Source organism: Catenovulum agarivorans DS-2 (assembly GCF_000568405.1).
GTDB lineage: Bacteria > Pseudomonadota > Gammaproteobacteria > Enterobacterales > Alteromonadaceae > Catenovulum > Catenovulum agarivorans_A.
The window spans coordinates 1-24187 of sequence record NZ_ARZY01000030.1 but is presented as its reverse complement, the minus strand read 5'-3'; the positions used below and the strand labels follow the sequence as shown (position 1 = coordinate 24187).

18 protein-coding genes and 1 riboswitch are annotated in these 24187 nt (G+C 42.0%); of the genes, 8 read left to right on the top strand and 10 right to left on the bottom strand.

The annotated features are described in order from the left end of the window. Window positions 1-14 precede the first annotated feature (14 nt). The 9 genes from tcdA to DS2_RS14290 all read right to left on the bottom strand — a co-directional run bounded on the left by tcdA (window position 15) and on the right by DS2_RS14290 (window position 13270). Window positions 15-800: a tRNA cyclic N6-threonylcarbamoyladenosine(37) synthase TcdA gene (gene tcdA / locus DS2_RS14330; protein WP_051479900.1), complete on the bottom strand. Its 786-nt coding sequence runs from the start codon at window positions 798-800 to the stop codon at window positions 15-17. A 78-nt stretch (window positions 801-878) separates the two neighbouring features. Further along, window positions 879-3617, bottom strand: a complete 2739-nt coding sequence (locus tag DS2_RS14325) for a membrane protein (protein WP_035015523.1) — start codon at window positions 3615-3617, stop codon at window positions 879-881. Between the two features lie 149 nt (window positions 3618-3766). Continuing rightward, window positions 3767-5566, bottom strand: coding sequence for an allophanate hydrolase (atzF, locus tag DS2_RS14320; RefSeq protein WP_035015522.1), 1800 nt, complete (start codon window positions 5564-5566; stop codon window positions 3767-3769). A 1-nt stretch (window position 5567) separates the two neighbouring features. Continuing rightward, window positions 5568-9182 (bottom strand): urea carboxylase, encoded by a 3615-nt coding sequence (uca, locus tag DS2_RS14315; protein ID WP_035015521.1) that lies wholly within the window; start codon window positions 9180-9182, stop codon window positions 5568-5570. 78 nt (window positions 9183-9260) lie between these two features. Beyond that, on the bottom strand, window positions 9261-9899 hold the full coding sequence (locus DS2_RS14310; RefSeq protein ID WP_035015520.1) for an urea amidolyase associated protein UAAP2: 639 nt from the start codon (window positions 9897-9899) through the stop codon (window positions 9261-9263). 10 nt (window positions 9900-9909) lie between these two features. Next, window positions 9910-10620, bottom strand: coding sequence for an urea amidolyase associated protein UAAP1 (locus tag DS2_RS14305; protein ID WP_035015519.1), 711 nt, complete (start codon window positions 10618-10620; stop codon window positions 9910-9912). After that, window positions 10617-11399: an ABC transporter ATP-binding protein gene (locus DS2_RS14300; RefSeq protein WP_035015518.1), complete on the bottom strand. Its 783-nt coding sequence runs from the start codon at window positions 11397-11399 to the stop codon at window positions 10617-10619. Before DS2_RS14300 ends, DS2_RS14305 begins: the two co-directional genes overlap by 4 nt. Next, a complete protein-coding gene (locus DS2_RS14295) occupies window positions 11396-12220 on the bottom strand; it encodes an ABC transporter permease (RefSeq protein WP_035015517.1) in 825 nt (274 codons plus the stop codon). Before DS2_RS14295 ends, DS2_RS14300 begins: the two co-directional genes overlap by 4 nt. 18 nt (window positions 12221-12238) lie before the next feature. Continuing rightward, window positions 12239-13270 (bottom strand): putative urea ABC transporter substrate-binding protein, encoded by a 1032-nt coding sequence (locus DS2_RS14290; RefSeq protein ID WP_035015516.1) that lies wholly within the window; start codon window positions 13268-13270, stop codon window positions 12239-12241. A 56-nt stretch (window positions 13271-13326) separates the two neighbouring features. Beyond that, window positions 13327-13479, bottom strand: a riboswitch (guanidine-I (ykkC/yxkD leader). A 210-nt stretch (window positions 13480-13689) separates the two neighbouring features. Between DS2_RS14290 and DS2_RS14285 the strand changes: the two genes are divergently transcribed. From DS2_RS14285 to greA, 5 genes are all read left to right on the top strand, one after another. Further along, complete coding sequence (locus tag DS2_RS14285) at window positions 13690-14298, top strand: flavin reductase family protein (protein WP_035015515.1); 609 nt, start codon at window positions 13690-13692, stop codon at window positions 14296-14298. A 67-nt stretch (window positions 14299-14365) separates the two neighbouring features. Then, window positions 14366-15163 carry a 4-hydroxy-tetrahydrodipicolinate reductase gene (gene dapB / locus DS2_RS14280; RefSeq protein WP_035015514.1) on the top strand — a complete coding sequence of 266 codons (798 nt, stop codon included), beginning with the start codon at window positions 14366-14368 and terminating at the stop codon, window positions 15161-15163. A gap of 224 nt (window positions 15164-15387) precedes the next feature. Continuing rightward, complete coding sequence (carA, locus tag DS2_RS14275) at window positions 15388-16515, top strand: glutamine-hydrolyzing carbamoyl-phosphate synthase small subunit (RefSeq protein ID WP_035015513.1); 1128 nt, start codon at window positions 15388-15390, stop codon at window positions 16513-16515. 22 nt (window positions 16516-16537) lie between these two features. Then, window positions 16538-19759, top strand: a complete 3222-nt coding sequence (gene carB, locus DS2_RS14270; protein ID WP_035015512.1) for a carbamoyl-phosphate synthase large subunit — start codon at window positions 16538-16540, stop codon at window positions 19757-19759. Further along, a complete protein-coding gene (greA, locus tag DS2_RS14265) occupies window positions 19756-20232 on the top strand; it encodes a transcription elongation factor GreA (RefSeq protein ID WP_035015511.1) in 477 nt (158 codons plus the stop codon). Before carB ends, greA begins: the two co-directional genes overlap by 4 nt. Before the next feature lie 105 nt (window positions 20233-20337). Here greA and yhbY read toward each other — a convergent pair whose 3' ends face one another. Continuing rightward, window positions 20338-20634 (bottom strand): ribosome assembly RNA-binding protein YhbY, encoded by a 297-nt coding sequence (gene yhbY, locus DS2_RS14260; RefSeq protein WP_035015510.1) that lies wholly within the window; start codon window positions 20632-20634, stop codon window positions 20338-20340. Window positions 20635-20717: 83 nt separating this feature from the next. Between yhbY and rlmE the strand changes: the two genes are divergently transcribed. From rlmE to folP, 3 genes are all read left to right on the top strand, one after another. After that, on the top strand, window positions 20718-21347 hold the full coding sequence (gene rlmE / locus DS2_RS14255; RefSeq protein ID WP_035015509.1) for a 23S rRNA (uridine(2552)-2'-O)-methyltransferase RlmE: 630 nt from the start codon (window positions 20718-20720) through the stop codon (window positions 21345-21347). Between the two features lie 21 nt (window positions 21348-21368). Then, entirely contained in the window at window positions 21369-23333 is a 1965-nt protein-coding gene (ftsH, locus tag DS2_RS14250) for an ATP-dependent zinc metalloprotease FtsH (protein ID WP_035015508.1), read from the top strand. Window positions 23334-23383: 50 nt separating this feature from the next. Further along, window positions 23384-24187 (top strand): dihydropteroate synthase (folP, locus tag DS2_RS14245; protein WP_035015507.1); only part of this gene is annotated, 804 nt, incomplete at its 3' end.

Below are 24187 nucleotides of genomic sequence, written 5' to 3'. Positions count from 1 at the left end.
CAACTATTCCTGAACTACTTATTACCACTAATTCTATTCAAAACCAAAGACGCAGCAAAAAAACCAAAGGTGCCAGTGACAACTGTTGCAGCACCAAAACCCGTTGCACAATCTAACTTAGCCACTTCACCATTTTCAGGTTTAGCCAAACTAGTCTCTCCACAGGCGGTTGGATACTTTAACTGCTCAGTTGAATAAATTGCCTCTACGCCAAATTTACGTTTGGTATTTTTCGAAAAATTATACTCACGGCGCAAAGTGTTGCGCACTTTAGCGAGTAACGGGTCTTGAATGGTTTTGGCAAGGTCGGCCACTTTAATTTGGGTTGGGTCTAACTGACCGCCTGCACCGCCGATTGTAACAATACGAATTTTATTGCGTTTACAATGTGCAACCATAGCTGCTTTAGATAGGACACTGTCTGTTGCGTCGACAACATAATCGAGTTCATCAGTTAAGTATTCAGCTAAGTTCTCTTTAACAACAAAATCTTCAACTGCATTTACAACACAATCAGGGTTGATTAATTTTACCCTTTGCTCCATGGCTAGACTCTTAGATTGGCCATACTGGCCTGTTACAGCGTGAATTTGCCTGTTGGTATTAGATACACAAATATCGTCCAAGTCGAACACACTGAGTTTACCAATGCCACTGCGCGCCAAAGCTTCTACAATCCAACTACCAACGCCACCTAAACCTACAACTGCAACATGCGCTGCATTAATTTTTTGTAGGCCTTCCACGCCATATAAACGTTGGGTGCCACCAAAACGGTTGTCGAAATTGTCTGTACGCACTGCTATGCCTTTACCTAGTTACTGCAAAAGCGCGATTATATCTAATCTTGCATGTATACCCAAGCCACTTCTAACAGGCTATAGCGGTAAATTAAAACCAAACTGAAATTTATTTTGTTCGGTTATTAAATCATCGTCACTATAAATATATTGCAGGCCAAGGGTTAGATTAAGTTTGTTCATCAACAAAATATCAAAGTCCAATCCCACAACCATTTGGTTGATTTTTACATCAACTAAATTATTCGCTTGCTCAATATCATAGTGCCTAAAAGCTAATGCAAGCTTCTCACGGCGCAGTGAGAAAGGCGACTTTAACGAATACCATGAAAAGTTGAATACTTTAGATGCAGAAACTTCTGCAAAAGAGACTGATTTAGCGAATAGGTCTCCCTTAAGTGAAGGCAAAACAAATTTACTTGGATCTGGATTGGTAAATTCGTAGGTATCTTGCAGTTCAACACCCAAACGATTGAGTGGATCTATGCTTTGCAGATTACTTTGTGAATGTTTTATTTTTCCTTGTAGGTAAAACTCATTGGCAAGGTCGGTTGCTAGCAACATTTGCCCACCTGTTATTTTGCTTTCTCTATCTTCAGTTGCGTAGGCACTTACAGCAAAAGCCTCGTTATATAACCAGCTATTAGCATAGTGCTCGGTGCGGCTGATATTCAATGCAACTGATAACGGCTCACGCTCATTTAGTTTGTAGTCTTGGTAGTAATTTGTATCAATTTCGGCTCGCCAAAAACCCGTGTGTAAAAACGGAATTTTGATTTGTGCGGCAAAACCAGAATCACGCGTTTGTGTTTCACTGACATCGTCAAAGCCATTATTGGCAACGTAATAGGCTTGTAGGCCCAGCAAAGCAAATGATTGGTTGTTGCTAATACGCACGCCAATTAAATCTGAGTAATCGCTATCACGCATTGCCCACAATCCAATTTGTGTTCTATTTAAAGGGTCGGCAATAATGGCTTGCACGTTGTAGAGGGTTTTAATCTCTTCTTCACCTTTGTCATTTTCTTCAGTCACACTACCTAACGCAATGTGTGCACCGCTAAATCTGAGGTTATTCAATAAACCATAGGTTTTTTCATCAGTGATTTTTTTATCTGGTAACTCGGTAACGGCAACTTGTGGTTGTTGTTCAGTTAAGCTTTGTTTATCCCACAGCAAATTGACGACAAAAGGTGTTTGCTGGCTGACTTGTGGAGTCTCTAAAGCATAATAGTATTCGTTGGCGGCAATGGCGGAGACTAATATTTGGTTGTTAACTAGTTTTGCATCTATCACGTTATCTGCTGTGAGCACTCGTTCAATTGTGCCTCGATTAGTGCGATATAAGCTGCTGCCATATCGACTATTGGCAATAAAATAAACATGTCCTTGCTCATCGACATCAACCACTATGCCGTAGTGGCCAGTAAAACTAACCAGTGCCTGATTGTTTTTGAATAGTGTACGCTCGCGGCCACTTTGCACAAAATAGTATAAATTATCTTGATGGACTAGCACGGAGGAGTTTACTTGAGCATAGAATTTATCACCCACGTATAGCTGAGGTTGTTCAAATGATTGGCTGCTTTCAAAATAAACCGCGCGGCCATCTTGTAGGTAGCCTTGAACTATTTTACCTTCAGAGTTTTGTTTGATGGTTGCATTGTCGTTAAATAAACCTTGTTGGCTGCGCCAAACTGATGTTCTTCTGGAGGATACTGTGTAAAAACTGTCATCGATGGCAAACACTTTACCCAGAGCTAAGCTGGTTTTGGCAGTTTGTAACTTAGCTGTTGATATCTGAAACTGATTTAAAACAGGCGCACTCACCGCATCAGGGTTGGTTAAAAATATAATCTGCTCTGCCTGGCGATTCATCGGCGAAAACTGTTTAGACGTTGCGACTCTTTTACCCTTGGCAAATTGCATATCTTGTGTGTCTTGTCGTAATTTTTGTTGCCAAGCAAACAAGCTATCATTGAAATTAATGCCTAAGGTATTGCGCATCGGACGGTTTACCATAAACGGCCAATACCAGTGGCGTGAGCGCATCTTAAAATACTTATTTACTTTATCTAAACCATACTGCTCGGCTAAATAATGTTGATATTGTGAGCCAAAAATATAAAAACCTTCCGCATATGGAAAATTCAGTGTGCTGTTGTACATGCGCTCTGGAGTTAAATAACCAGCCTTAGCATGGACATTTGTCATAGCTCGATATAAACCACTATACAAGCGACCACCATTGCCATGCCACGACTCATTTAAGATTGCATTACCTTCTAAGATAAAGCTTGACTCAAAAATATTTGGATGAATGCTTGGTATAATCGGCGACATTAGACTGCCGTTGCCTAAAACCTTGTGCAAGGTTTTAGAAACAAAATTATTTTTGGCGGTCGTTTGATAATTATGCGCGGTTTCGTGCAATAACAGGGTATCTAACCATGAGGTGGCAGCAAAATAGTCGACCATTTGTGCACCGCCCATATAGTTGATTTGTCTGTTGACTGGGTAGGGGGTGGCAAAACCGTTGGCAATTTGATTGTGCGATGACATTAAGCCAACGTATAAAGTATCGTCTAACGCAAAACCAAAGGTTTGTTGGTATTGCTGTTGCAAATATGCTTCGACAGCAGCCGCATGTTCGGCATGCTGTTTATGTTCTTTAGGAAAGATGAGTCGGGTATTGGCAACATCTTTTGTGTAATAAGTTTTATCGTGAGCAACGGATGTTTCGTTTTGTTCAACCAGTCCTTGCGCTTGCGTTTGCAATGAGATAGTTAACGTGAGCAACCCGAGATATTTGTACATGTTATTCCTTGAACTTATGATTATTTGTTGTCGAACAGCGTTTGTTTGCTTGCATCATATCAGAACAAGATGAAGAAAATAATTGAATTAATCATGGTGGGGGAGATGAGGTTTATTCAGCAGAATAAACCTCATTGTGTTAGTGGCTGTTATTGTGTTTGTTTGTATTTACGCCAGCTGCCAAACTCGCTAATGTTTTTACCAGTTTGTGCGCTACTTTCAGCAATAAATCCGTTAATAAAGCGGCCATCTATCAGTTCAACTTTACCTATACCTAAAGGTTGAGCAATGCCTTGAACAAACGAAGCAAAATGTTCTGTGGGCATTCTCCATACTTCAACTTCAAAACATTGAGTATTTTGATTAGAGCGAATGAGTGCTGGTCGTTCGACTGTGCCCGCTACAGCATACATTTGATAGGCTTTGGCTGTGGTGGTTTGCTCTAGCAATACAGCGTTGCGTTCGGTCAATTGCCAATTAAGCGCCATTCCAGATAGGTGGGCTCCACAGACCACTATATCAATAAAACCCAGGTTGTTGGAAGGTAAAGGGGCGGAAGTAAACGGCAAGTTTGTTGCCCCTAAGCTGAGTTTATTGTGCTGCATTATTTTATCAGCATAAGCCAGCAGTTTTTGGTCTTGTAAGGCAAAGCTGAACAGAGTGATACCAAATGGCATTTTATTGCTGGTAAAGCTCGTTGGTACTGCAATGGCTGCAAAATCTAATAAATTCATAAAATTGGTGTAGTAACCAAGGTTTGAATTAAACCCTATCGGATTTTGGCTTATCTCATTGCGAGTATAATGTCGTCCTGCGGTTGGAGTGACTAAAAAGTCAGCTTGCTCAACCAGTAAATCTGCCTGTTTTTTCAACGCTTGTAATTTGTACAAAGCGGCAAAACAATCGGTTGCGAAAGGTTTGTTTCCAGCCGAAATTATGCTGTGAGTAACCTCTAGCATAGCTTGCGGTGTGTTTTCGATAACCTCTTTTGTGGCTAAATACCGCTCTGCTACCCAAGGACCCTCATACAATAATTTGGCTGCTTGTAGCATGGGGGAAAAATCTAATTCGAGTTTGTGCCCGCCTAACTTTTCAAGCTTAGACACCGCTTTGTTGAATTCTGTTTGATAGGCTTGGTCACCAAAAAACTCGAGCTGGTCAGCTAGTGGAATTGCAAAGGTAAAATCTTGTTTGACTGCTACCGGCTGTTGGTTGGCTAAGGGGTTGGTTCGTGCATAACAATCATCAACATCATATTCGGCTGCAACCTGAAACACAGTATTTGCATCATTGGCAGTTAACGCAAAAATACTGACACAGTCTAAGCTGCGACAAGCAGGTACCACGCCTGCGGTTGATAACAATCCTTTAGTTGGTTTTAGGCCTATGAGATTATTAAAGCAGGCTGGCACTCGACCTGAACCTGCAGTATCTGTACCCAAAGCGAAACTTACTGTAGCAGAGGCAGTTGCTACCGCTGAACCTGAGCTTGAACCGCCAGAAATATAATCCGCATTAAATGCATTTGGGGTTTCACCATAGGGTGAGCGTGTACCAACTAGCCCAGTTGCAAACTGGTCTAGATTGGTTTTTCCAATTGGAATAGCGCCCGCGTCTATTAATTTTTCTACAACAAATGCTGATTTTTCTGGGATGTAACTAAACTGTGGGCAAGCTGCTGTTGTTGGTACATGGGCCAAATCAATGTTGTCTTTGATCGCAAAAGGGATGCCATAGAGTGGATGTGTTTGTGGCGATTTATCTTTTAAGTTGGCTAAATACGCATTGATTTGTTGTTCGGACAATATGTTCAGCCAGATAGCCTGGCCTGTGTCGGCTTGTTGTGCTTTTGCTTTATCAACAGCGGCAAATATAACCGATTCTGCAGTTAGGGTGTTATTGCTATATGCTTGGCGTAATTCACTGATTGTTAGGTTGATTGCGCTCATATTAAGCTTCCTCCAATATCATTAATGCTTGCCCTGCTTGAACTTGTTGTCCTTCTTTAACTAAAACTTTTATAACTTTTGCGCTTTCTGTAGCAGCGATATCAATCTCCATTTTCATTGACTCAAGCACAATCATAGATTCGCCAGAGCTGACTTGTTGGTTTGTTTGGCAAGATACCTTCCATACACTGCCAGCTGCTGTTGCTTCCATTAAATATTGTTTATCGGTTAATTGTATTTGTTCAGTTTTGGTCTGGGCATCAGCTTCGAATGAATAGTTGAGCGCGCCCGTGCGTTTCCATTCCGCCATTTCTGCGGAAAATGCTTGTTCACGTTGCTGGGTAAATTGTGCAATTTCGGCTTCATTGGTTTTCCATTGTTTAATTAGCTCGGGCATAGACACGGTCGCAGACTCTATTTTCGGTTGCCACTTGCCCAGTGGAAAATCTTGACGAATTTGGGTGAGTTCTTCGTGGCTGACAGGGTAATACTTAACTTGATCGAAAAAACGTAGTAGCCATGGCTGGCTGAAAACTTCATTGCTGCGATAGCGATTCCACATTTGTACTGTCCGGCCTACAAACTGATAGCCGCCTGGGCCTTCCATGCCGTAAATGCACATGTAGGCACCGCCTATACCAACAGAGTTTTCCGCTGTCCAGGTACGTGCAGGGTTATATTTAGTGGTCACTAGACGATGGCATTTGTCTAATGGTGTTGCGACTGGTGCGCCTAAATACACGTCACCCAAACCTAAAACTAAATAATGTGCATTAAATACAATATCTTTAACTTGTTCTATGCTCTCTAAGCCGTTTATGCGTTTAATAAACTCAAGGTTAGAAGGGCACCATGGGGCATCTTTACGCACTGATTGCACATATTTATCAATAGCTTGCTGACACGCAATGTCATTCCAGCTTAAAGGTAGGTGGACGATGCGCGATTCAAAGCTTAGCTGCCTAGTGTCTCCTAAACTTAAATCGATATCTTTTATCATTTGGATTAATTGATAAACATCAACAGTTAAGTTGTCATAGTGAATTTGCAATGAACGAATGCCCGGCGTTAACTCCAATACACCCATGATATTTTTTGCCTGCAAAGCTTCCAGCAACGCCTGTACACGCGCACGTAAAGTTAAATCCAATACTAATTCACCGTATTCCGCCAATAAAAACTTGTCTCCCGCTGCGCGGAACACTAAGTTAGGTTCACCGTCGTCGGTTTCTAGTGTGTCCAAAATGGGTGTGTTTATCGTCGCTGGTGCATAGCTAATAGTTTGATTCGTTAAGTTTTCAATTTGGTTGTTTTGTGCGATCTCAATTTGTTTGGCTGTGGGTAAATCAACCACTTCGAAATTTAAGTTATCTCCGGCTTTCAGTTGTCCCAGTTTCCACAAATCTGCTGCAATTACGGTAAATGGACAAACAAAACCGCCTAAACTTGGGCCATCAGGGCCTAAAATTACTGGCATATCTCCAGTAAAGTCTACCGTGCCGAAGGCGTAGGCGTTGTCGTGAATATTAGATGGATGTAAACCTGCTTCTCCCCCAGTTTCTCGTGCCCATTGAGGTTTTGGGCCAATCAATCGGATACCCGTTCGGCTTGAGTTGTAATGAATTTTCCACGTGTGCGACTGAATGGTTTGGATATCTTGTTCGATGAAAAAGTCAGGTGCACCATGAGGGCCATATACGACACGTACTGTCCAGTTGTTGGTGAGTGGTGCCACAACATCTGCGGGTATTTGGCTAACTGTTGTATTATTTAACTGATTTGCTGATTTTTTTATCGATAGGAAATCACCTATGCGCAACGCTCGGCCACAATGACCACCGAATTGACCCAAGGTGAAAGTACTCTTACTACCTAAATAATCTGGGCATTGTATGCCGCCACTTACAGCTAAATAGGCCCGCGCTCCAGCTGCGGTAACTTTACCAATTTTTAGTGTTTGACCCGCTTTAATTGCAATTACTTGGTGGTTGTTTTGTGCTTGATCGTCTAAGGTGATCTCAACTTCGGCTCCCGAAATTGCAACTTGGCAATCGTGATAGAACTTTAGAGTCGGCCCTTGTAGGGTGATCTCTAAACCCGCAGCATTGGTTGAATTGTTGAGTAAGCGATTGGCTAATTGGAATGAATAAAAATCAAACGGGCCTGATGGCGGTACGCCAATATCCCAGTAGCCAGTGCGCGCGGGATAATCTTGAATTGTTGTCATAGTGCCAGCTTTCAATACTTCAAATCCGGTAAAATTGGCTTTAAAGTCATTTAAGCTGCGAGTGAAAATTTTACCTTGCAGAAAACTTTCATTGGCTAAAACTTGCTGCACATAATCTATATTGCTAACGACACCATAAAGTTTAGTGTTGGTTAATGCGTTGTCTAACTTGGCTATTGCCGCGTGTCGGTTGTTTGCATGAACTATTACTTTAGCTAGCATAGGGTCAAAAAATGGAGATACGGTTAAACCAGCCTCTACCCAGTGGTCGACTCTGGCGTTTTCCGTTGGCCATTCTACTTGGGTGAGTAAACCAGCAGAGGGTTGAAAATTTTTGGCTGGGTTTTCAGCATAGATACGTGCTTGTATTGCATGGCCAATCGGCTTTAGCGTCTCCAAACAAGATAAATCAGTAGCTTCGTTGAGGACACTTTCACTAAATGCAACTTTGAGCATCCATTCTACTAAATCTACTTGGTAACACATTTCGGTTACACCATGCTCAACCTGTAAGCGGGTGTTAACTTCAAGGAAATAAAATTTGTCTTGGTCGTGGTCGTAAATAAATTCAACTGTGCCTGCGTTTAAATAATCAACCGATGCCATTAAATTTTTAGCTGTTGTCAGCATCGCGCTGCGGGTGGCTTCAGGTAAGTTGGGTGCTGGCGTTTCTTCGATTACTTTTTGGTTGCGACGCTGGCTTGAACAGTCACGCTCACCTAAAGTGACAACCTGACCAAAACCATTCCCGATAACTTGAACTTCTATGTGACGCGCTTTTTCGACAAATTTTTCTACAAATACGCCATCGTTAGCGAAATTCTGCGCGCCTAAATGTTTTACGTTTATAAAAGCTTTTTCTAGCTCTGCAATTGAGTCGCACTTTTGCATACCGATACCACCACCGCCAGCAGTGCTTTTCAACATGACGGGAAATCCGACTTCTTTAGCGTAAGCGACCAGTTCGGCTAAATCTGCAATGAGCCCGCTGCCTGGGACCAAAGGTACATTCGCTTGTTGTGCTATTTCGCGAGCTTGATGTTTTAATCCAAAATCAATCATTTGCTGTGCGCGGGGGCCAATAAAGCTGATATTTAGTTGTTGTAGTTTTTCAGCAAAAGTTGCATTTTCACTTAAAAATCCATAGCCAGGATGGATTGCCTGAGCGCCTGATTGTTTGGCGATGTCTATTATTTTCTGTTGATTTAAATAGGTTGTTGCAGCAGCACCGTCGCCTAAACTATAGGCTTCGTCGGCCTGAGTTACGTGTAAAGATTCTTTATCTGCTTCAGCGTATACAGCAATACTTTTTATACCGAGTTGTTTTAAAGTGCGAATGATACGGCTGGCGATTGCGCCTCGGTTGGCAATTAGGACTGTGTTAAACATAGTATTTCACTCGTCTTCGCGGGTCGTCCCGCTTCAAACAAAAGTAACCGGGTCGTCCCGGATACTGCGCTTTGCGCGTTACGCCCAAATTAACACTTCAATCGGCGTTGGGTTGTAGGCATTACAAGGGTTATTGAGTTGCGGACAATTGGAAATTAATACCACCACATCCATTAATGCTTCCAACTCGACATACTTGCCTGCACCACTAATACCGTCGGCAAATGTCAGTTTACCGTCAGCCGTAACAGGAACATTCATGAAAAAGTTAATATTATGAGTAATATCCTTTTTGCTCAGTCCCAGCTCTTCGTTTTCTGCAATCGCTAATAGCCAACTATCACGACAGGCATGCATGCATTTTTTTTCAAGTGCGTAGCGCACTGTATTGCTTTCGGTTGCACAAGCCCCTCCAACGGTATCGTGTCGACCACAGGTGTCTGCAACAATTTTTAGCATAGGGTTACATTCGTCAGACATTAACACGCTGCCTGTGGTTAGATATAAGTTACCCTGTTCTCGAATAGTATCAGTTGCGCTATAGCGCTCGCTTACATCATTGGCGTTATAAAATAAGGTATCAGCGGCCTGATTACCTTCTAAATCCAATATGCGAATGATTTGGCCTTTTTTAACTACTTTTAGGTAGTAATCACCAGCGTCTACGACGTCACGAAAACTGGCTTGTTCAACTTGTAATTTGCTCTGCGTAATCATAATTTTATTCCTATAACCCTAAATGATATAAACGGTTGTTTTCATAGCCACGTTGATTCTCGGGGCATGAGTTTTTGCAAAGGTCATCTTCTGCGATAGGTGCAGATGTTAAAATTTGATACTCCACTTCAAACTGGGGGTATTCAGTTGATGAGCTCAGTGGGTGCGGGCAAGTATGAAATAACACCAAGGTGTCCATTTCAAAACGCAGTTCAATAAAGTCGCCTGCTGTAGATTGCTGTTCGGCGTATCGTAAGTGCCCCTCGTTGTCGGGCTCTACTTTAGTGAATACGTTTAAGTTTGCTGCGAGATCTTGTTTATTTAAACCGTATTTGGCGCCTTCGACTAAAAATGCATCGAAGCCATTTTGTTTCCAGTGGTTTCGATGATTTTGGTAATCTCGCTTCCCCCACTTTTGAGTCACCATAGCTGCATTGCTATTACCACAAACAGTGTCGTGCCAACCAAAGCTGTCGTCGGTAATTGCGCAAAAAATTCGTCCCATATCAGAATATAAACAGTGGCCTTTAGTCAGTTTAAAGGTGTGTTGACATTTCAATGTATCAGGCGCGTTATAGCGTTCTAGCAGGTTGTCGGGGTTGTAAAACAACACGCCAACGTTAGCGCCGCCTGTTTTGTCAATCAAGCGCAAGCTGGTACCCCGGCGCATTTTCATGGACCAATGTTTGCCTGATGGCAGACTGTCTTTGTATAAAATCATATATTGATCACCTCTTTTGTATATTTTTTCGCGATTATTTCGCTGACTTGTTGAGTCGATTGATTTTGCAACTGGATGTCATAAGTTACGCAAGCACCATAGGCGTGTGGCGCTTGAAGATCTTGGCGAACCTTATCAAATACCCAAAGGCGAGAGCCGAGCTCGAAACCTTCTTGAATGTCGTGAGTCACCATAAAAATAGTCAGTTTGTTTTCTTTCCAGACTTTTCGAATAAGCTGGTGCATATCTTTACGAATGCCTGGGTCGAGTGCGCCAAACGGTTCGTCTAGCAATAAGATTTTGGGCGATTTCATCAACGCTTGAGCTATGGCGAGTCGTTGCTGCATACCACCTGACAATTGATGCGGGTATTTATCCACCGCATGACTTAAACCAACAGCTTGAATAAAAGTCATTGCCTTGTCTTTTATTGCTCGTTTCTTTTTGCCAAACGTACGGCCTAAAAATCTAGCTGCACTAAACTCATCAGCTATCATGACGTTTTGCAAAACACTTAGGTGTGGAAATACCGAGTATTTTTGGAATACAATGCCACGTTGTTCATCGGGCTCTGCCGCGATTGGTTGATTGTTTAGTAGAATTTGACCTCTAGTTGGAGTTTCACTCCCTAAGATCATTTTCAGTAACGTGGTTTTTCCGCAACCTGAAGCACCGACCATAGAGACAAATTCACCTTCGTCAACTTTGAGTTTGAGACGCTCAAGGATTTGTACCTCACCATAAGATTTCCAAACATTTTCAATTGATAACAAACTCATTTAGCCGCCTCCTGTTGGTGATACCAAGGGAAGCAAAGCTCTGAAAGTTTGCGTAGACTAAAGTCCATTGCGAATGCTAAAGCTGTGATCCACATAACGTAGGGTAAAATTACGTCCATTGACATGTAGCGACGTACTAAGAAAATTCGATAACCCAGTCCTTCTTGGGCAGCAATTGCTTCTGCGGCAATTAGAAATAGCCAAGCTGTGCCAAGCGATAGTCTGACCGCGGTTATTAACCTAGGCATGATTTGCGGCAACACAACACGTGTTGCGAGTAACCAAGTTGATGCCCCCAAAGTTTGTGCTTTGACCATAATTTCAGTCGGCAGCTGGCGAACTTGATTTTGGATGTCTCGTATGATCACAGGTGCAGTACCAATAATTATCAGCATTACTTTGGCAAGTTCACCTAAACCAAATGTGATAAACAATATTGGCAATACTGCCATAGGCGGAATCAGCGATATTATGGTGATCAACGGCGAGAAACCCGCACGAAATGTTGGTAGTAGCCCTGAAAGGACACCTAAAATCAACCCCATTGTGGCACTGATGGCTACGCCTAAACCTATGCGATAAAGGCTTGCTGCGCTATCAACCCAAAATAAGTACTCGCCGCTGCGTTTATCTTCAGTAAAAGCCAATCGGTCAATTGCTGCCGAGATTTGGCTAAAGCTCGGTAGCAATTTATCGTAAGGGTTTGCTGCCAATCGTTCATTTGAAGCTGACCAATAGATCAGCAACATGATTACAAACGGAATGATTGCCAGAAAAACTTTTAGCGATCGGTTTGGCTCAATATTGACAAGTTTTTTCATAAACTTTCGCCTATTTGTTTATAGCTTATTGTCGGCAGCCATTTGCATATAAGTTGGGTCAAAACGCAGCTGAATATTGGCTGGATTACCAAATACGCCAGCTGGTGTTTCAATCCCTATAAAGCCAGCGTCAGGTGCTCCTTCGCCTAATATTCCGTGTTTAAAAGAAAATTCCGCAACGTATTTCATTGTTTGCGTGAGTTGTTTATTGTTGGTAAAAGCAACCGCATCGGCGGCGGAATAAAACATCTTGGTGCTGGCTAATTGTGCTTTGTAACCAGCTAAATCTGTGCCGGATGCTTTCGCCATATGGGTGAGAACTTGGTCATTTTTCATCTTACTCATAATTTCATACCAAGCACCGACCAAGGCTTTACCAAAGTTTGGATTGGCTTGGAGTGTTTGTGTATTTACGACTAACAAGTCGATGATTTCACCTGGAATATCTGACGAATCAAATACTTTTTCAGCGGTTGGTTGAGCTGTAATTTCCGACAATAGCGGGTTCCACGTCACCACAGATGTAACATCTTTGGTTGAATACGCGGCAACTAGATCAGCATCAGAGGTATTAACAACATTGACATCGCGTTCAGTCATACCAACCGATTCTAAACCGCGTGCTAATAGGTAATGCGATACACTGAGTTCAACTAAATTAACCGTTTGACCTTTAATATCAGCTAGGCGGGATTTATTTTTAAGGACTACACCATCATTACCGTTGGAAAAGTCGCCGACAATCAAGGCAGTGCTATCAATAAAGCTAGCGGCTGGTATGGTCAGTGCGTCCATATTGGTCATAGTACAAGCATCAAATTGTCCTGCGCTATATTGATTAATTGACTCTATGTAGTCGTTAATCTGCACTACGTCTATTTCGATGTTATATTTGTCAGCCCACTTCTTGACTATGCCTGAGCTATCGCCATATTCCCACGGCATCCAACCAACGTAAATTGACCAGCATATTGAAAATTTATCTTTTGCAATAGATTGATTTGAAAGGGTTAATGCGAGTAGTAGCGCGAGTGTTTTTATGCTTTTCATGTTGCGTTCTCCAAAGTTTACACGGATTCTGGGCACAGGAGGTCTCATTAAATTGAACCTCCCGGGCTTTTATCCCGCCGTGTAACCCTTGCTGACGCAAACACTAAAACCACAAGCAACATTGCTTTAGGAAGTTGTGCAGCTAGGTTGGCAACTCTCGGACCAGGCATTTGTTTTAGTAACAAACCGGAACCCTAGTCGCCCGTTTAGCTTAGTGCTGGTTCAACTTAATTGAACCCCTGCAACTAAGAAAAAGCATATACTATGCCAAATCGAATTAATAGCCTTTTAATAGCGATTGTGGCATGTTTGCGCATAATTGACGTAACATAGTTGACAAACTGCAGGGGTATTTTGCTCGGTATTGGTGCATTTGCACTGTTGTGATTCATGAGTTTGGAAAATTTTAGGAGGCAAGCGTGATAATTGATTTAGCTAAGCTATCACCAACGGAAGTATATTTCTTGATGACTCAAACCGTTGTACCTAGGCCAGTCGCTTGGGTATTAACCCAGCATAAAAATCAGCATTTTAATTTAGCACCATATTCATATTTTACTGCGGTTAGTAGTGAGCCGCCGTTATTAATGTATTCAGGTGGAAAAAAGCCAACGGGGGAGTTGAAAGATTCAATCGCTAATTTTGAATATAACAAGCAGTGTGTTGTGCATATTGCCTCTGCCAGCCAAGTTGAGCAAATGCAAAATAGTGCTACAACGCTTGCCGCTGAAGAATCAGAGATAGATGCTTATGATATTGAAACAACTGAATTTGAAGGCTTCCCTTTACCTAGAGTTAAAGAGTGCCCAATTGCGTTTGGTTGTGAATTACACCAAACAACCGAGATAGGTGCAAAACCACAAACTCTAGTATTTGTAGAGATCAAACAAATTTATATTGCCGATGATGTAGTTGGGGTTGATGCTAAACAAAGATTAAAAACCGATGTACTAAAAATTGACCCAATCGCCAGGTTAGGTGGTCGTGAATATGCGAACTTGAAAGAAATCGTGTTGGCTAAAGGTTGATGTGTGGAATCTATGAGTGGTTTGGGTATAAAATGCGCGCACAAAATAGTAAGTAGGTAAGGTTGAAATGACAAAGATCGGTATTTTCGGCGCCAATGGCCGAATGGGGCGTGCGTTAATTGAAGCGTGTGAGCAAAACGAAGCGGTAACATTGCATCAAGCTTTTGTCCGTGAAGGCTCTGCATTTAACGGTATTGATGTGGGCGAAATCGCTGGTATTGGTAGTTTAGGTTTACCTGCACAAGTTTGTACGGATGCTGCCTCTGCTGATGTGTACATTGATTTCACTCTACCGGATGCAAGCATTAATAATATTCGTTGGTGTGTGGCGAACAATAAACCAATCATCATTGGCACAACAGGTTTTAGCAAAGAGCAATTGGCAGAAGTTAAAGCTGCAGGTGAGAAAATTCCAGTTGTTTTTGCTGCAAATATGAGTGTTGGTGTTAATTTATTGTTTAAGTTGCTTGAAATGGCAAGTAAAGTCATGGGTGATTATACAGATATTGAGATTTGGGAAGCGCACCACAGGTTTAAAAAAGATGCACCTTCAGGTACAGCATTGGCGTTAGGTCAGGTGATTGCCGATACCCTAGGTCGAGATCTAGATGAAAAAGCCATTTATGGGCGTGAAGGCAATACTGGCGAAAGACCGCGTGATGAAATAGGCTTTGCAACAATCCGCGCTGGCGACATAGTGGGAGAGCACACTGTGATGTTTGCCGATATTGGCGAGCGTATCGAAATTACCCACAAAGCATCTAGCCGTTTAACTTTTGCAAAAGGTGCGGTTCGTGCGGCCCATTGGTTGAGTGATAAACCAACAGCGCTTTATGATATGCAAGACGTTTTGGGCTTGAAGTAGCGAATAAACTTGTACTTTTGTCTATTTTAGGAATTTTTAGCGGTTAAATGAGTATTTTCCATGGTTTTGCAATTTTTATTAGCAAAAAAGGATGAATTCATCTAGAATAGACAAGATTTATCTGCAGCGAATTGAAAGTTCGCTCTCATTCACATTCACAGAATTTCAAAAACGGGTTGCTGTTGTTCAAATGGCTCCCGTTTTTTAATGTTCAGGAGGTCGTTTTGGCTGAAACCGCCTTGCTAGTGCTAGAAGATGGCACTGTATTCAAGGGCACCTCAATTGGTGCTGAGGGGATGTCTGTTGGTGAAGTAGTATTTAATACTTCAATGACAGGTTATCAGGAAATATTAACCGATCCATCCTATGCTGAGCAGATCGTAACGTTAACTTATCCTCATATTGGCAACACAGGAACCAATGCAGAAGATGAAGAGTCTGCAAACATATGGGCCAAAGGCTTAGTTATTCGAGATCTCCCACTACTCGCTTCAAACTTTAGAAACGAACAAAGCTTATCAGAGTACTTAGCGGCTAGAGGCATTGTTGCAATAGCGGATATCGACACGCGACGTTTAACTCGAATCCTTCGCGAAAAAGGTGCACAAAACGGTGCAATTATTGTTGGTGATGATGCCGACAAAGCTTTAGCAGCAGCAAAAGCTTTCCCTGGTTTGAAAGGCATGGATTTAGCCAAAGAAGTAACAGTATCTGAAAGCTACCAATGGAATGAAAAAACTTGGCAATTAGGCGAAGGCCACCAAGTTCAAACTGATAAACAGTTTAAAGTAGTTGCATATGATTTTGGCGTTAAACGTAACATTTTACGTATGTTGGCAGACCGTGGTTGTGATTTAACTGTTGTTCCTGCGCAAACGCCAGCAAGTGAAGTGCTTGCAATGAATCCAGATGGTATTTTCTTATCTAATGGCCCAGGCGACCCTGAGCCGTGTGATTATGCAATCGCAGCTATTAAAGACATCTTAGCAACTGACATCCCTGTGTTCGGTATTTGTTTAGGTCACCAATTGTTGGCTTTGGCCAGTGGTGCAAAAACGCAAAAAATGAAGTTCGGTCATCACGGTGCTAACCACCCTGTACAAGATTTAGAGTCAGGTGTTGTTATGATCACGAGCCAAAACCACGGTTTTGCGGTAGATGAAACAAGCTTGCCGGATAACCTAGCCGCGACACACAAGTCATTGTTTGACGGGACTTTGCAAGGTATCCATCGTACGGATAAGCCAGCATTTAGCTTCCAAGGTCACCCTGAAGCTAGCCCAGGCCCACATGAGGCGGCGGTTTTATTCGACCACTTTATTGAGTTAATGCAAGCTGCAAAAGCTAAATAACGAGCCAGATAGAGAGACTGCAATGCCAAAACGTACTGATATTAAAAGTATTTTGATTCTTGGAGCTGGCCCAATTGTTATTGGTCAGGCATGTGAATTTGATTATTCAGGTACACAAGCCTGTAAAGCTTTAAGAGAAGAAGGTTACCGAGTTATCTTAGTTAACTCTAACCCTGCAACTATAATGACAGACCCAGAGATGGCGGACTCAACTTATATTGAGCCAATCCATTGGGAAGTGGTTGCTAAAATTATTGAAAAAGAACGTCCTGACGCTGTATTGCCAACAATGGGCGGTCAAACTGCACTTAACTGTGCGCTTGATTTAGATCACCATGGTGTTTTAGCTAAGTTTGGTTGTGAATTAATCGGTGCAACGGCTGATGCAATCGACAAAGCTGAAAACCGTGAGCGTTTCGACCAAGCGATGAAAAACATCGGTCTTGAGTGTCCGCGTGCTGAAACAGCCCACTCAATGGACGAAGCTATGGATGTATTATCACGCATTGGCTTCCCATGTATTATCCGTCCGTCGTTCACTATGGGTGGTTCTGGTGGTGGTATTGCGTATAACATCGAAGAATTTGAAGAGATTTGTACTCGTGGTTTAGACCTATCTCCAACCAGCGAATTATTGATAGATGAATCATTAATTGGTTGGAAAGAGTATGAAATGGAAGTGGTTCGTGACAAAAAAGACAACTGTATCATTGTTTGTTCAATTGAAAACTTTGATCCTATGGGGGTTCACACAGGTGACTCTATTACAGTTGCGCCAGCACAAACCTTAACTGACAAAGAATATCAAATCATGCGTAATGCCTCTATGGCAGTATTGCGTGAAATCGGTGTAGAAACCGGTGGTTCAAACGTACAGTTTGGTATCAACCCTGATACGGGCCGTATGGTAATCATTGAGATGAACCCACGTGTTTCTCGCTCATCTGCATTAGCCTCTAAAGCAACGGGTTTCCCAATTGCGAAAATCGCCGCTAAATTAGCGGTTGGTTATACGCTTGATGAGTTAGACAATGACATTACCGGCGGTAAAACACCTGCATCGTTTGAACCTTCAATCGATTATGTTGTTACTAAGATCCCAAGATTTAACTTTGAAAAATTTGCAGGTGCAAATGACAGATTAACCACGCAGATGAAATCTGTTGGTGAAGTTATGGCCATTGGCCGTAACCAACAAGAGTCAATGCAAAAAGCCTTACGTGGTTTAGAAGTGGGTGTTAATGGCTTTGATCCAATCATTGATATCACCGACTCAGAAGCAAAAGCGAAAATTCGCCATGAATTGAAAGAGCCAGGTGCAGAGCGTATTTGGTACATCGCTGATGCATACCGCGCTGGTTGGACGACAGATGAAATTTTTGCCATTACGAAAATCGATAAGTGGTTCTTAGTTCAAATTGAAGATTTAGTTAAATCAGAGCAAGCTGTTAGTGAAAAAGGTTTAGCTGGTTTAGATAAAGATTTCTTATACAGCTTAAAACGCAAAGGTTTTGCTGATAGCCGTATTGCTGATTTAATTGGCGTATCAGAAAGTGAAGTACGTAAAAAGCGTCAACAGTTTGAAATTTTCCCTGTTTACAAGCGTGTTGATACTTGTGCTGCAGAATTTTCTACTTCGACAGCTTATATGTATTCAAGCTACGATGAGGAATGTGAAGCGCAACCAACAGATAAAGATAAAATTATCGTATTAGGTGGTGGCCCTAACCGTATCGGTCAAGGTATTGAGTTTGATTACTGTTGTGTACATGCTGCGATGGCATTGCGCGAAGACGGTTACGAAACCATTATGGTTAACTGTAACCCTGAAACCGTATCAACTGACTATGACACATCTGATCGTTTGTACTTTGAACCTGTTACGCTAGAAGACGTATTAGAAATTGTTCGTTTAGAAAAACCTAAAGGTGTAATTGTTCAATACGGCGGTCAAACACCGTTAAAACTAGCCCGTGCGTTAGAAGCGAATGGTGTACCAATTATCGGTACTTCACCTGATGCAATTGACCGCGCTGAAGACCGCGAACGTTTCCAGCAAGCAATCGAGCGTTTAGGCTTGAAACAGCCACCAAATGCGACGGTTAAAACGATGGAAGAAGCATTAGCCAAAGCGGCTGATATCGGCTTCCCACTTGTTGTACGCCCATCTTATGTATTAGGTGGCCGCGCAATGGAAATTGTTTACGATATTAACGACTTAAAACGTTATTTGAACGAAGCGGTTAAAGTATCTAATGACTCTCCAGTATTATTAGACCGTTTCTTAGATGACGCTATTGAAGTGGATATCGACGCTATCTGTGATGGTGAAACCGTTGTGATTGGCGGTATTATGGAACATATTGAGCAAGCTGGTGTGCATTCAGGTGACTCAGCGTGTTCGTTACCACCATATTCACTAAGCAAAGAAATTCAAGATGGATTACGCGAGCAAGTCACTAAGCTAGCGTTCGAATTGAATGTAGTTGGCTTAATGAATACTCAGTTTGCAGTTAAAGATAATGAACTTTATCTAATAGAAGTGAACCCACGAGCTGCGCGTACCGTACCATTTGTTTCAAAAGCAACAGCTATTCCATTAGCTAAAGTTGCGGCAAGAGTTATGGTTGGTCAGTCGTTAGCACAACAAGGTATCACTAAAGAGATTATTCCACCTTATTATTCAGTTAAAGAAGTGGTCATTCCATTTAACAAATTCCCTGGTGTTGACCCAATCTTAGGCCCAGAAATGCGCTCTACAGGTGAGGTTATGGGGATTGGTGATACATTTGCAGAAGCCTTTGCTAAGTCGCGTTTGGGCGCTGGCGATTCTGTACCTAAAACTGGCCGAGTATTATTGTCGGTGCGTGATAGCGACAAAAAACGAGTTGCTGAACTTGCACAAGAGTTGGTGAAAATTGGTTACCAAATCGATGCAACTAAGGGCACTGCGGTTATTTTGGAAGATGCAGGTATTGAGGTTCGTACAGTAAATAAAGTGTCTGAAGGTCGTCCTCATATTGTTGACCGCATTAAAAATGGTGAGTACACCTACATTGTGAATACAACTGAAGGTCGTCAGGCGATTACTGATTCTGTACCAATTCGTCGTGGTGCATTGCGTTATAAAGTGAACTACACAACTACCTTAAATGCAGCATTCGCGACTTGTATGGCGCATGAAGCTGACGATAGAAATGTTGTTAATTCAGTTCAGTCTTTACACGAAAGGGTAGATGCATGAATCAGTTTCCAATGACAGTTTTAGGCGCTGAGGCGCTTAAAACTGAACTTGAAGAGTTAAAAAAAGTTAAAAGACCACAAATTATTGCAGCGATTGCAGATGCTCGTGAACACGGTGATTTAAAAGAAAATGCCGAATACCATGCAGCACGTGAACAGCAAGGTTTTTGTGAAGGTCGAATTCAAGAAATCGAAGCTAAGTTGTCAAACGCACAAATCATAGATGTGACTAAAATGCCAAATAACGGTCGCGTTATTTTTGGTGCAACAGTGACCATTGAAAATGTTGAGACAGCAGAAGAAGTAACTTACCGTATTGTTGGTGATGACGAAGCTGATATCAAAAAGCAATTGATTTCAGTTAATTCTCCGATTGCTCGAGCTATGATAGGTAAAGAAGTAGATGATGCATTTACTGTAACTACGCCATCGAGTGAAGTTGAATACGAAATTATCAAAGTTGAATATATTTAACTTTAATTAGGGCCTGTTGAGCTTTCGTTGGCAATCTTTGCCCTTGATTGATAAACACGCTCTAATAAAAAAGCCGACTTCTCGTCGGCTTTTTTATGGTTTTACTTAAGCTTTCGGCAGTTGAATTTTTTTCTCGTCCGATGGTTTAAATAAAATTAAGGTGTGGCCGATAGTTTGTACGTGAAAAGCTTGAGTTTCACGCACAATTGCGTCTATGATGGCCTTTTTTAGATCGCGTTCATCGGTCGGAATTTTAACTTTAATTAATTCGTGGTGGCTTAAAGCGTTTTCTATTTCAGCTAAAACGCCTTCAGTTAAACCGTTGCTGCCGAGTTGTACGACAGGTTTTAGCGAATGTGCTAAACCTTTTAAATGTTGTTTCTGTTTAGTGGATAAGTTCATAATTTCACTTTTTGGATGACAAAGCTTGAATTTTCGGTATTTTAACGCCATCTAATGCGTATTACTAATTAAACCCACTTATAATGGTACAGAAAAAGAAATCCGCCAGCAGTAAACGCTGGTTAAAAGAGCATCACGATGACCACTATGTGCAAAAAGCACGTAAAATGGGCTTACGATCGCGTGCTGTGTTCAAATTGGAAGAAATTCACAAAAAAGACAAATTGTTTCGTCCTGCTATGACTGTGGTCGATTTAGGCGCTGCGCCTGGTGGTTGGTCTCAATATGCGGTAGAACAAGTTGGCCAAAAAGGTGATGTGATTGCTTGTGACATTTTAGAAATGGACTCAATCGCGGGTGTTGATTTCCTTCAGGGCGATTTTCGTGAAGAAGCTGTGCTAAATGCCTTGCTCGATCGTATACAGGGTAAATGTGTTGATGTACTGTTATCCGACATGGCACCAAATATGAGTGGCAATGAAACTGTAGATCAGGCAAGATCAATGTACTTGGTTGAGTTGGCACTCGATATGTGTCATCAAGTACTGAAAAAAGATGGTAAATTTGTAGTAAAAGTTTTTCAGGGAGCGGGTTTCGATCCATTTCTAAAAGATGTTAGAAATGCATTTAAGCAGGTCAAAATTCGCAAACCAGATTCGTCGCGTGGTCGTTCACGTGAAGTGTATTTTGTAGCATCTGGTTTCAAATATTAAGTCGACAAAGAGGTTAGTGTCTTGAGTGATATGGCAAAAAACTTAATTTTATGGGTCGTTATTGCTGTTGTGTTAATGACCGTGTTTCAGAGCTTTTCACCTGGTGGTGGCTCTGAACGAAAAGTAGAATACAGCACCTTCGTAAAAGAAGTTGATCAAGGCATGGTGCGAGAAGTTAAAATTGACCCGCAGACAGGTGTCATTATTGGTACTCGCAGAACTGGCGAAAAGTTTGAAACTGTCTTCCCGATGCGTGATGACAAAATTTTAGATGAGTTATTGAACAAGAATGTAAAAGTTGAAGGTATTGAACCTGAAGAGCCAAGTTTATTGGGGACAATTTTTATTTCTTGGTTCCCAATGATCCTTCTTATCGCTGTATGGATTTTCTTTATGCGCCAAATGCAAGGCGGCGGCGGTAAAGGCGCCATGTCATTTGGTAAAAGCAAAGCGCGCTTAATGAGCGAAGACCAAATTAAGACTACTTTTGCCGACGTTGCTGGTTGTGACGAAGCAAAAGAAGAAGTAACAGAATTAGTCGATTACCTTAAAGACCCAAGCAAATTCCAAAAATTAGGCGGTAAAATTCCTAAAGGTGTATTGATGGTGGGTCCTCCTGGTACAGGTAAAACTTTATTGGCTAAAGCAATTGCTGGTGAAGCTAAAGTACCTTTCTTTACAATTTCTGGTTCAGATTTTGTTGAAATGTTTGTCGGTGTGGGTGCATCACGTGTGCGTGATATGTTCGACCAAGCAAAAAAATCAGCACCTTGTATCATCTTTATCGATGAAATCGATGCGGTCGGTCGTCAACGTGGCGCAGGTTTAGGTGGTGGTCATGACGAGCGAGAGCAAACACTGAACCAAATGTTAGTTGAGATGGATGGTTTTGAAGGTAATGAAGGTATTATCGTTATTGCAGCGACTAACCGTCCAGATGTATTAGATCCAGCATTATTACGTCCTGGCCGCTTTGACCGTCAGGTTGTCGTTGGTTTACCAGATGTTCGTGGCCGAGAGCATATTTTAAAAGTGCATATGCGCAAAGTGCCGTTGGGTGACGATGTCGAAGCCTCATTAATTGCCCGTGGCACACCAGGATTTTCTGGCGCTGATTTAGCTAACCTTGTTAATGAAGCTGCATTATTTGCAGCGCGTAACAACAAGCGTCTTGTTTCTATGGAAGAGTTCGAGAAAGCCAAAGACAAGATTATGATGGGCGCAGAGCGTAAATCTATGGTTATGAGCGAGTCAGAAAAAGAAATGACAGCTTATCACGAAGCAGGCCATGCAATTGTTGGTCGCTTAGTGCCTGAACATGATCCTGTTTATAAAGTGAGTATTATTCCACGTGGTCGTGCGTTAGGTGTGACTATGTACTTGCCAGAGCAAGATAGAGTAAGCCATAGTAAACAGCACTTAGAAAGCATGATTGCTAGCTTATACGGTGGCCGTTTAGCTGAAAAAATTATCTATGGTATGGATAAAGTCACCACAGGTGCATCGAACGATATCGAACGGGCGACAGAGATTGCGCGTAAAATGGTTACTCAATGGGGTTTATCTGAATCACTAGGGCCAATTTTGTACGCTGATGAAGAAGGTGAAGTTTTCATGGGACGTAGCTCTGCAAAATCTAAGAGCATGTCTGATGAAACGGCTAAGGCGATTGATTCAGAAGTGCGTTCGGTATTGGATAGAAACTATCAATTGGCTGAAAAGCTATTAAACGACAATATTGATATTTTGCATACAATGAAAGATGCATTGATGAAATACGAAACCATAGATGCAAAACAAATTGATGATTTAATGGCGCGACGAGATGTTAGGGCTCCGCAGGATTGGAGTGAAGATCAAAATAATACTCCGCCGACCTCAGGTGCTGATCAATCAGGCTCAGATGACAAAAACACGGATTCGCAAGCGTCATCGAAACCAGAGCAAAGTGTCAGTTCAGACACTGACGATTTAACCGCCAAATAATCGCTTATTCAAAGGCCCCAACTCGGGGCCTTTATCAGTTTTAGCAACAAATGAAAATACAACAGCTCATTCAACAGTCACCACGCCCCCTTGTTATGGGCATTTTAAATGTTACCCCAGATAGCTTTAGCGATGGCGGTAATTTTAATATCTTAGATTCCGCATTACGCCATTGTCAGCAGATGATAGAGTTAGGTGTCGATATTATTGATATTGGCGGAGAATCAACTCGACCAGGTGCAGAGGCTGTGCCGTTAGAGCAAGAAATGCATCGTGTGTTACCTGTACTCGAACGGGTTAAGCAAAGTTTTAATGTGTATGTTTCGGTTGATACCTACAAACCTCAGTTGATGGCAGAAGCCATCCGCCACGGCGCAGATATGATTAATGACGTAAGGGCCTTAGCTGAGCCTGGCGCCGTAGATATACTTGCCAACAGCGATGCCGACATATGTTTGATGCATATGCGCGGTAATCCAAGAACCATGCAGTTGAATACTGAATATACAAATGTAATGGATGAGGTGTTAGTTTTTTTGCAGCAAAGGCTACAAGCCTGTGTAGATGCGGGTATTAATCTAAATAGAATTTGTATAGACCCAGGTTTTGGTTTTGGAAAATCCGTTGAACAAAATTATCAAATGCTTATGCAATTTGAAAGTTTTGCTCAATTACAATGCCCTGTATTAGCAGGGTTATCTAGAAAGTCTATGTTAGGTGCTGTGACCGATAAACAACCAGCTGATAGAATCGATGCCAGCGTTGCTGCTGCTACAATAGCTGCAATGAAGGGCGCTAATATAATAAGAGTGCATGATGTCGCGCAGACGATAGATGCAATGGCGGTTGTTGCC

Bases quoted from the DNA above. Each gene is read 5' to 3' on its own strand.
- DS2_RS14325 (WP_035015523.1), bottom strand. From the start codon at position 3,617: ATGTACAAATATCTCGGGTTGCTCACGTTAACTATCTCATTGCAAACG.
- atzF (WP_035015522.1), bottom strand. From the start codon at position 5,566: ATGAGCGCAATCAACCTAACAATCAGTGAATTACGCCAAGCATATAGC.
- uca (WP_035015521.1), bottom strand. From the start codon at position 9,182: ATGTTTAACACAGTCCTAATTGCCAACCGAGGCGCAATCGCCAGCCGT.
- DS2_RS14310 (WP_035015520.1), bottom strand. From the start codon at position 9,899: ATGATTACGCAGAGCAAATTACAAGTTGAACAAGCCAGTTTTCGTGAC.
- DS2_RS14305 (WP_035015519.1), bottom strand. From the start codon at position 10,620: ATGATTTTATACAAAGACAGTCTGCCATCAGGCAAACATTGGTCCATG.
- DS2_RS14300 (WP_035015518.1), bottom strand. From the start codon at position 11,399: ATGAGTTTGTTATCAATTGAAAATGTTTGGAAATCTTATGGTGAGGTA.
- DS2_RS14295 (WP_035015517.1), bottom strand. From the start codon at position 12,220: ATGAAAAAACTTGTCAATATTGAGCCAAACCGATCGCTAAAAGTTTTT.
- DS2_RS14290 (WP_035015516.1), bottom strand. From the start codon at position 13,270: ATGAAAAGCATAAAAACACTCGCGCTACTACTCGCATTAACCCTTTCA.
- dapB (WP_035015514.1), top strand. From the start codon at position 14,366: ATGACAAAGATCGGTATTTTCGGCGCCAATGGCCGAATGGGGCGTGCG.
- carB (WP_035015512.1), top strand. From the start codon at position 16,538: ATGCCAAAACGTACTGATATTAAAAGTATTTTGATTCTTGGAGCTGGC.
- greA (WP_035015511.1), top strand. From the start codon at position 19,756: ATGAATCAGTTTCCAATGACAGTTTTAGGCGCTGAGGCGCTTAAAACT.
- yhbY (WP_035015510.1), bottom strand. From the start codon at position 20,634: ATGAACTTATCCACTAAACAGAAACAACATTTAAAAGGTTTAGCACAT.
- rlmE (WP_035015509.1), top strand. From the start codon at position 20,718: ATGGTACAGAAAAAGAAATCCGCCAGCAGTAAACGCTGGTTAAAAGAG.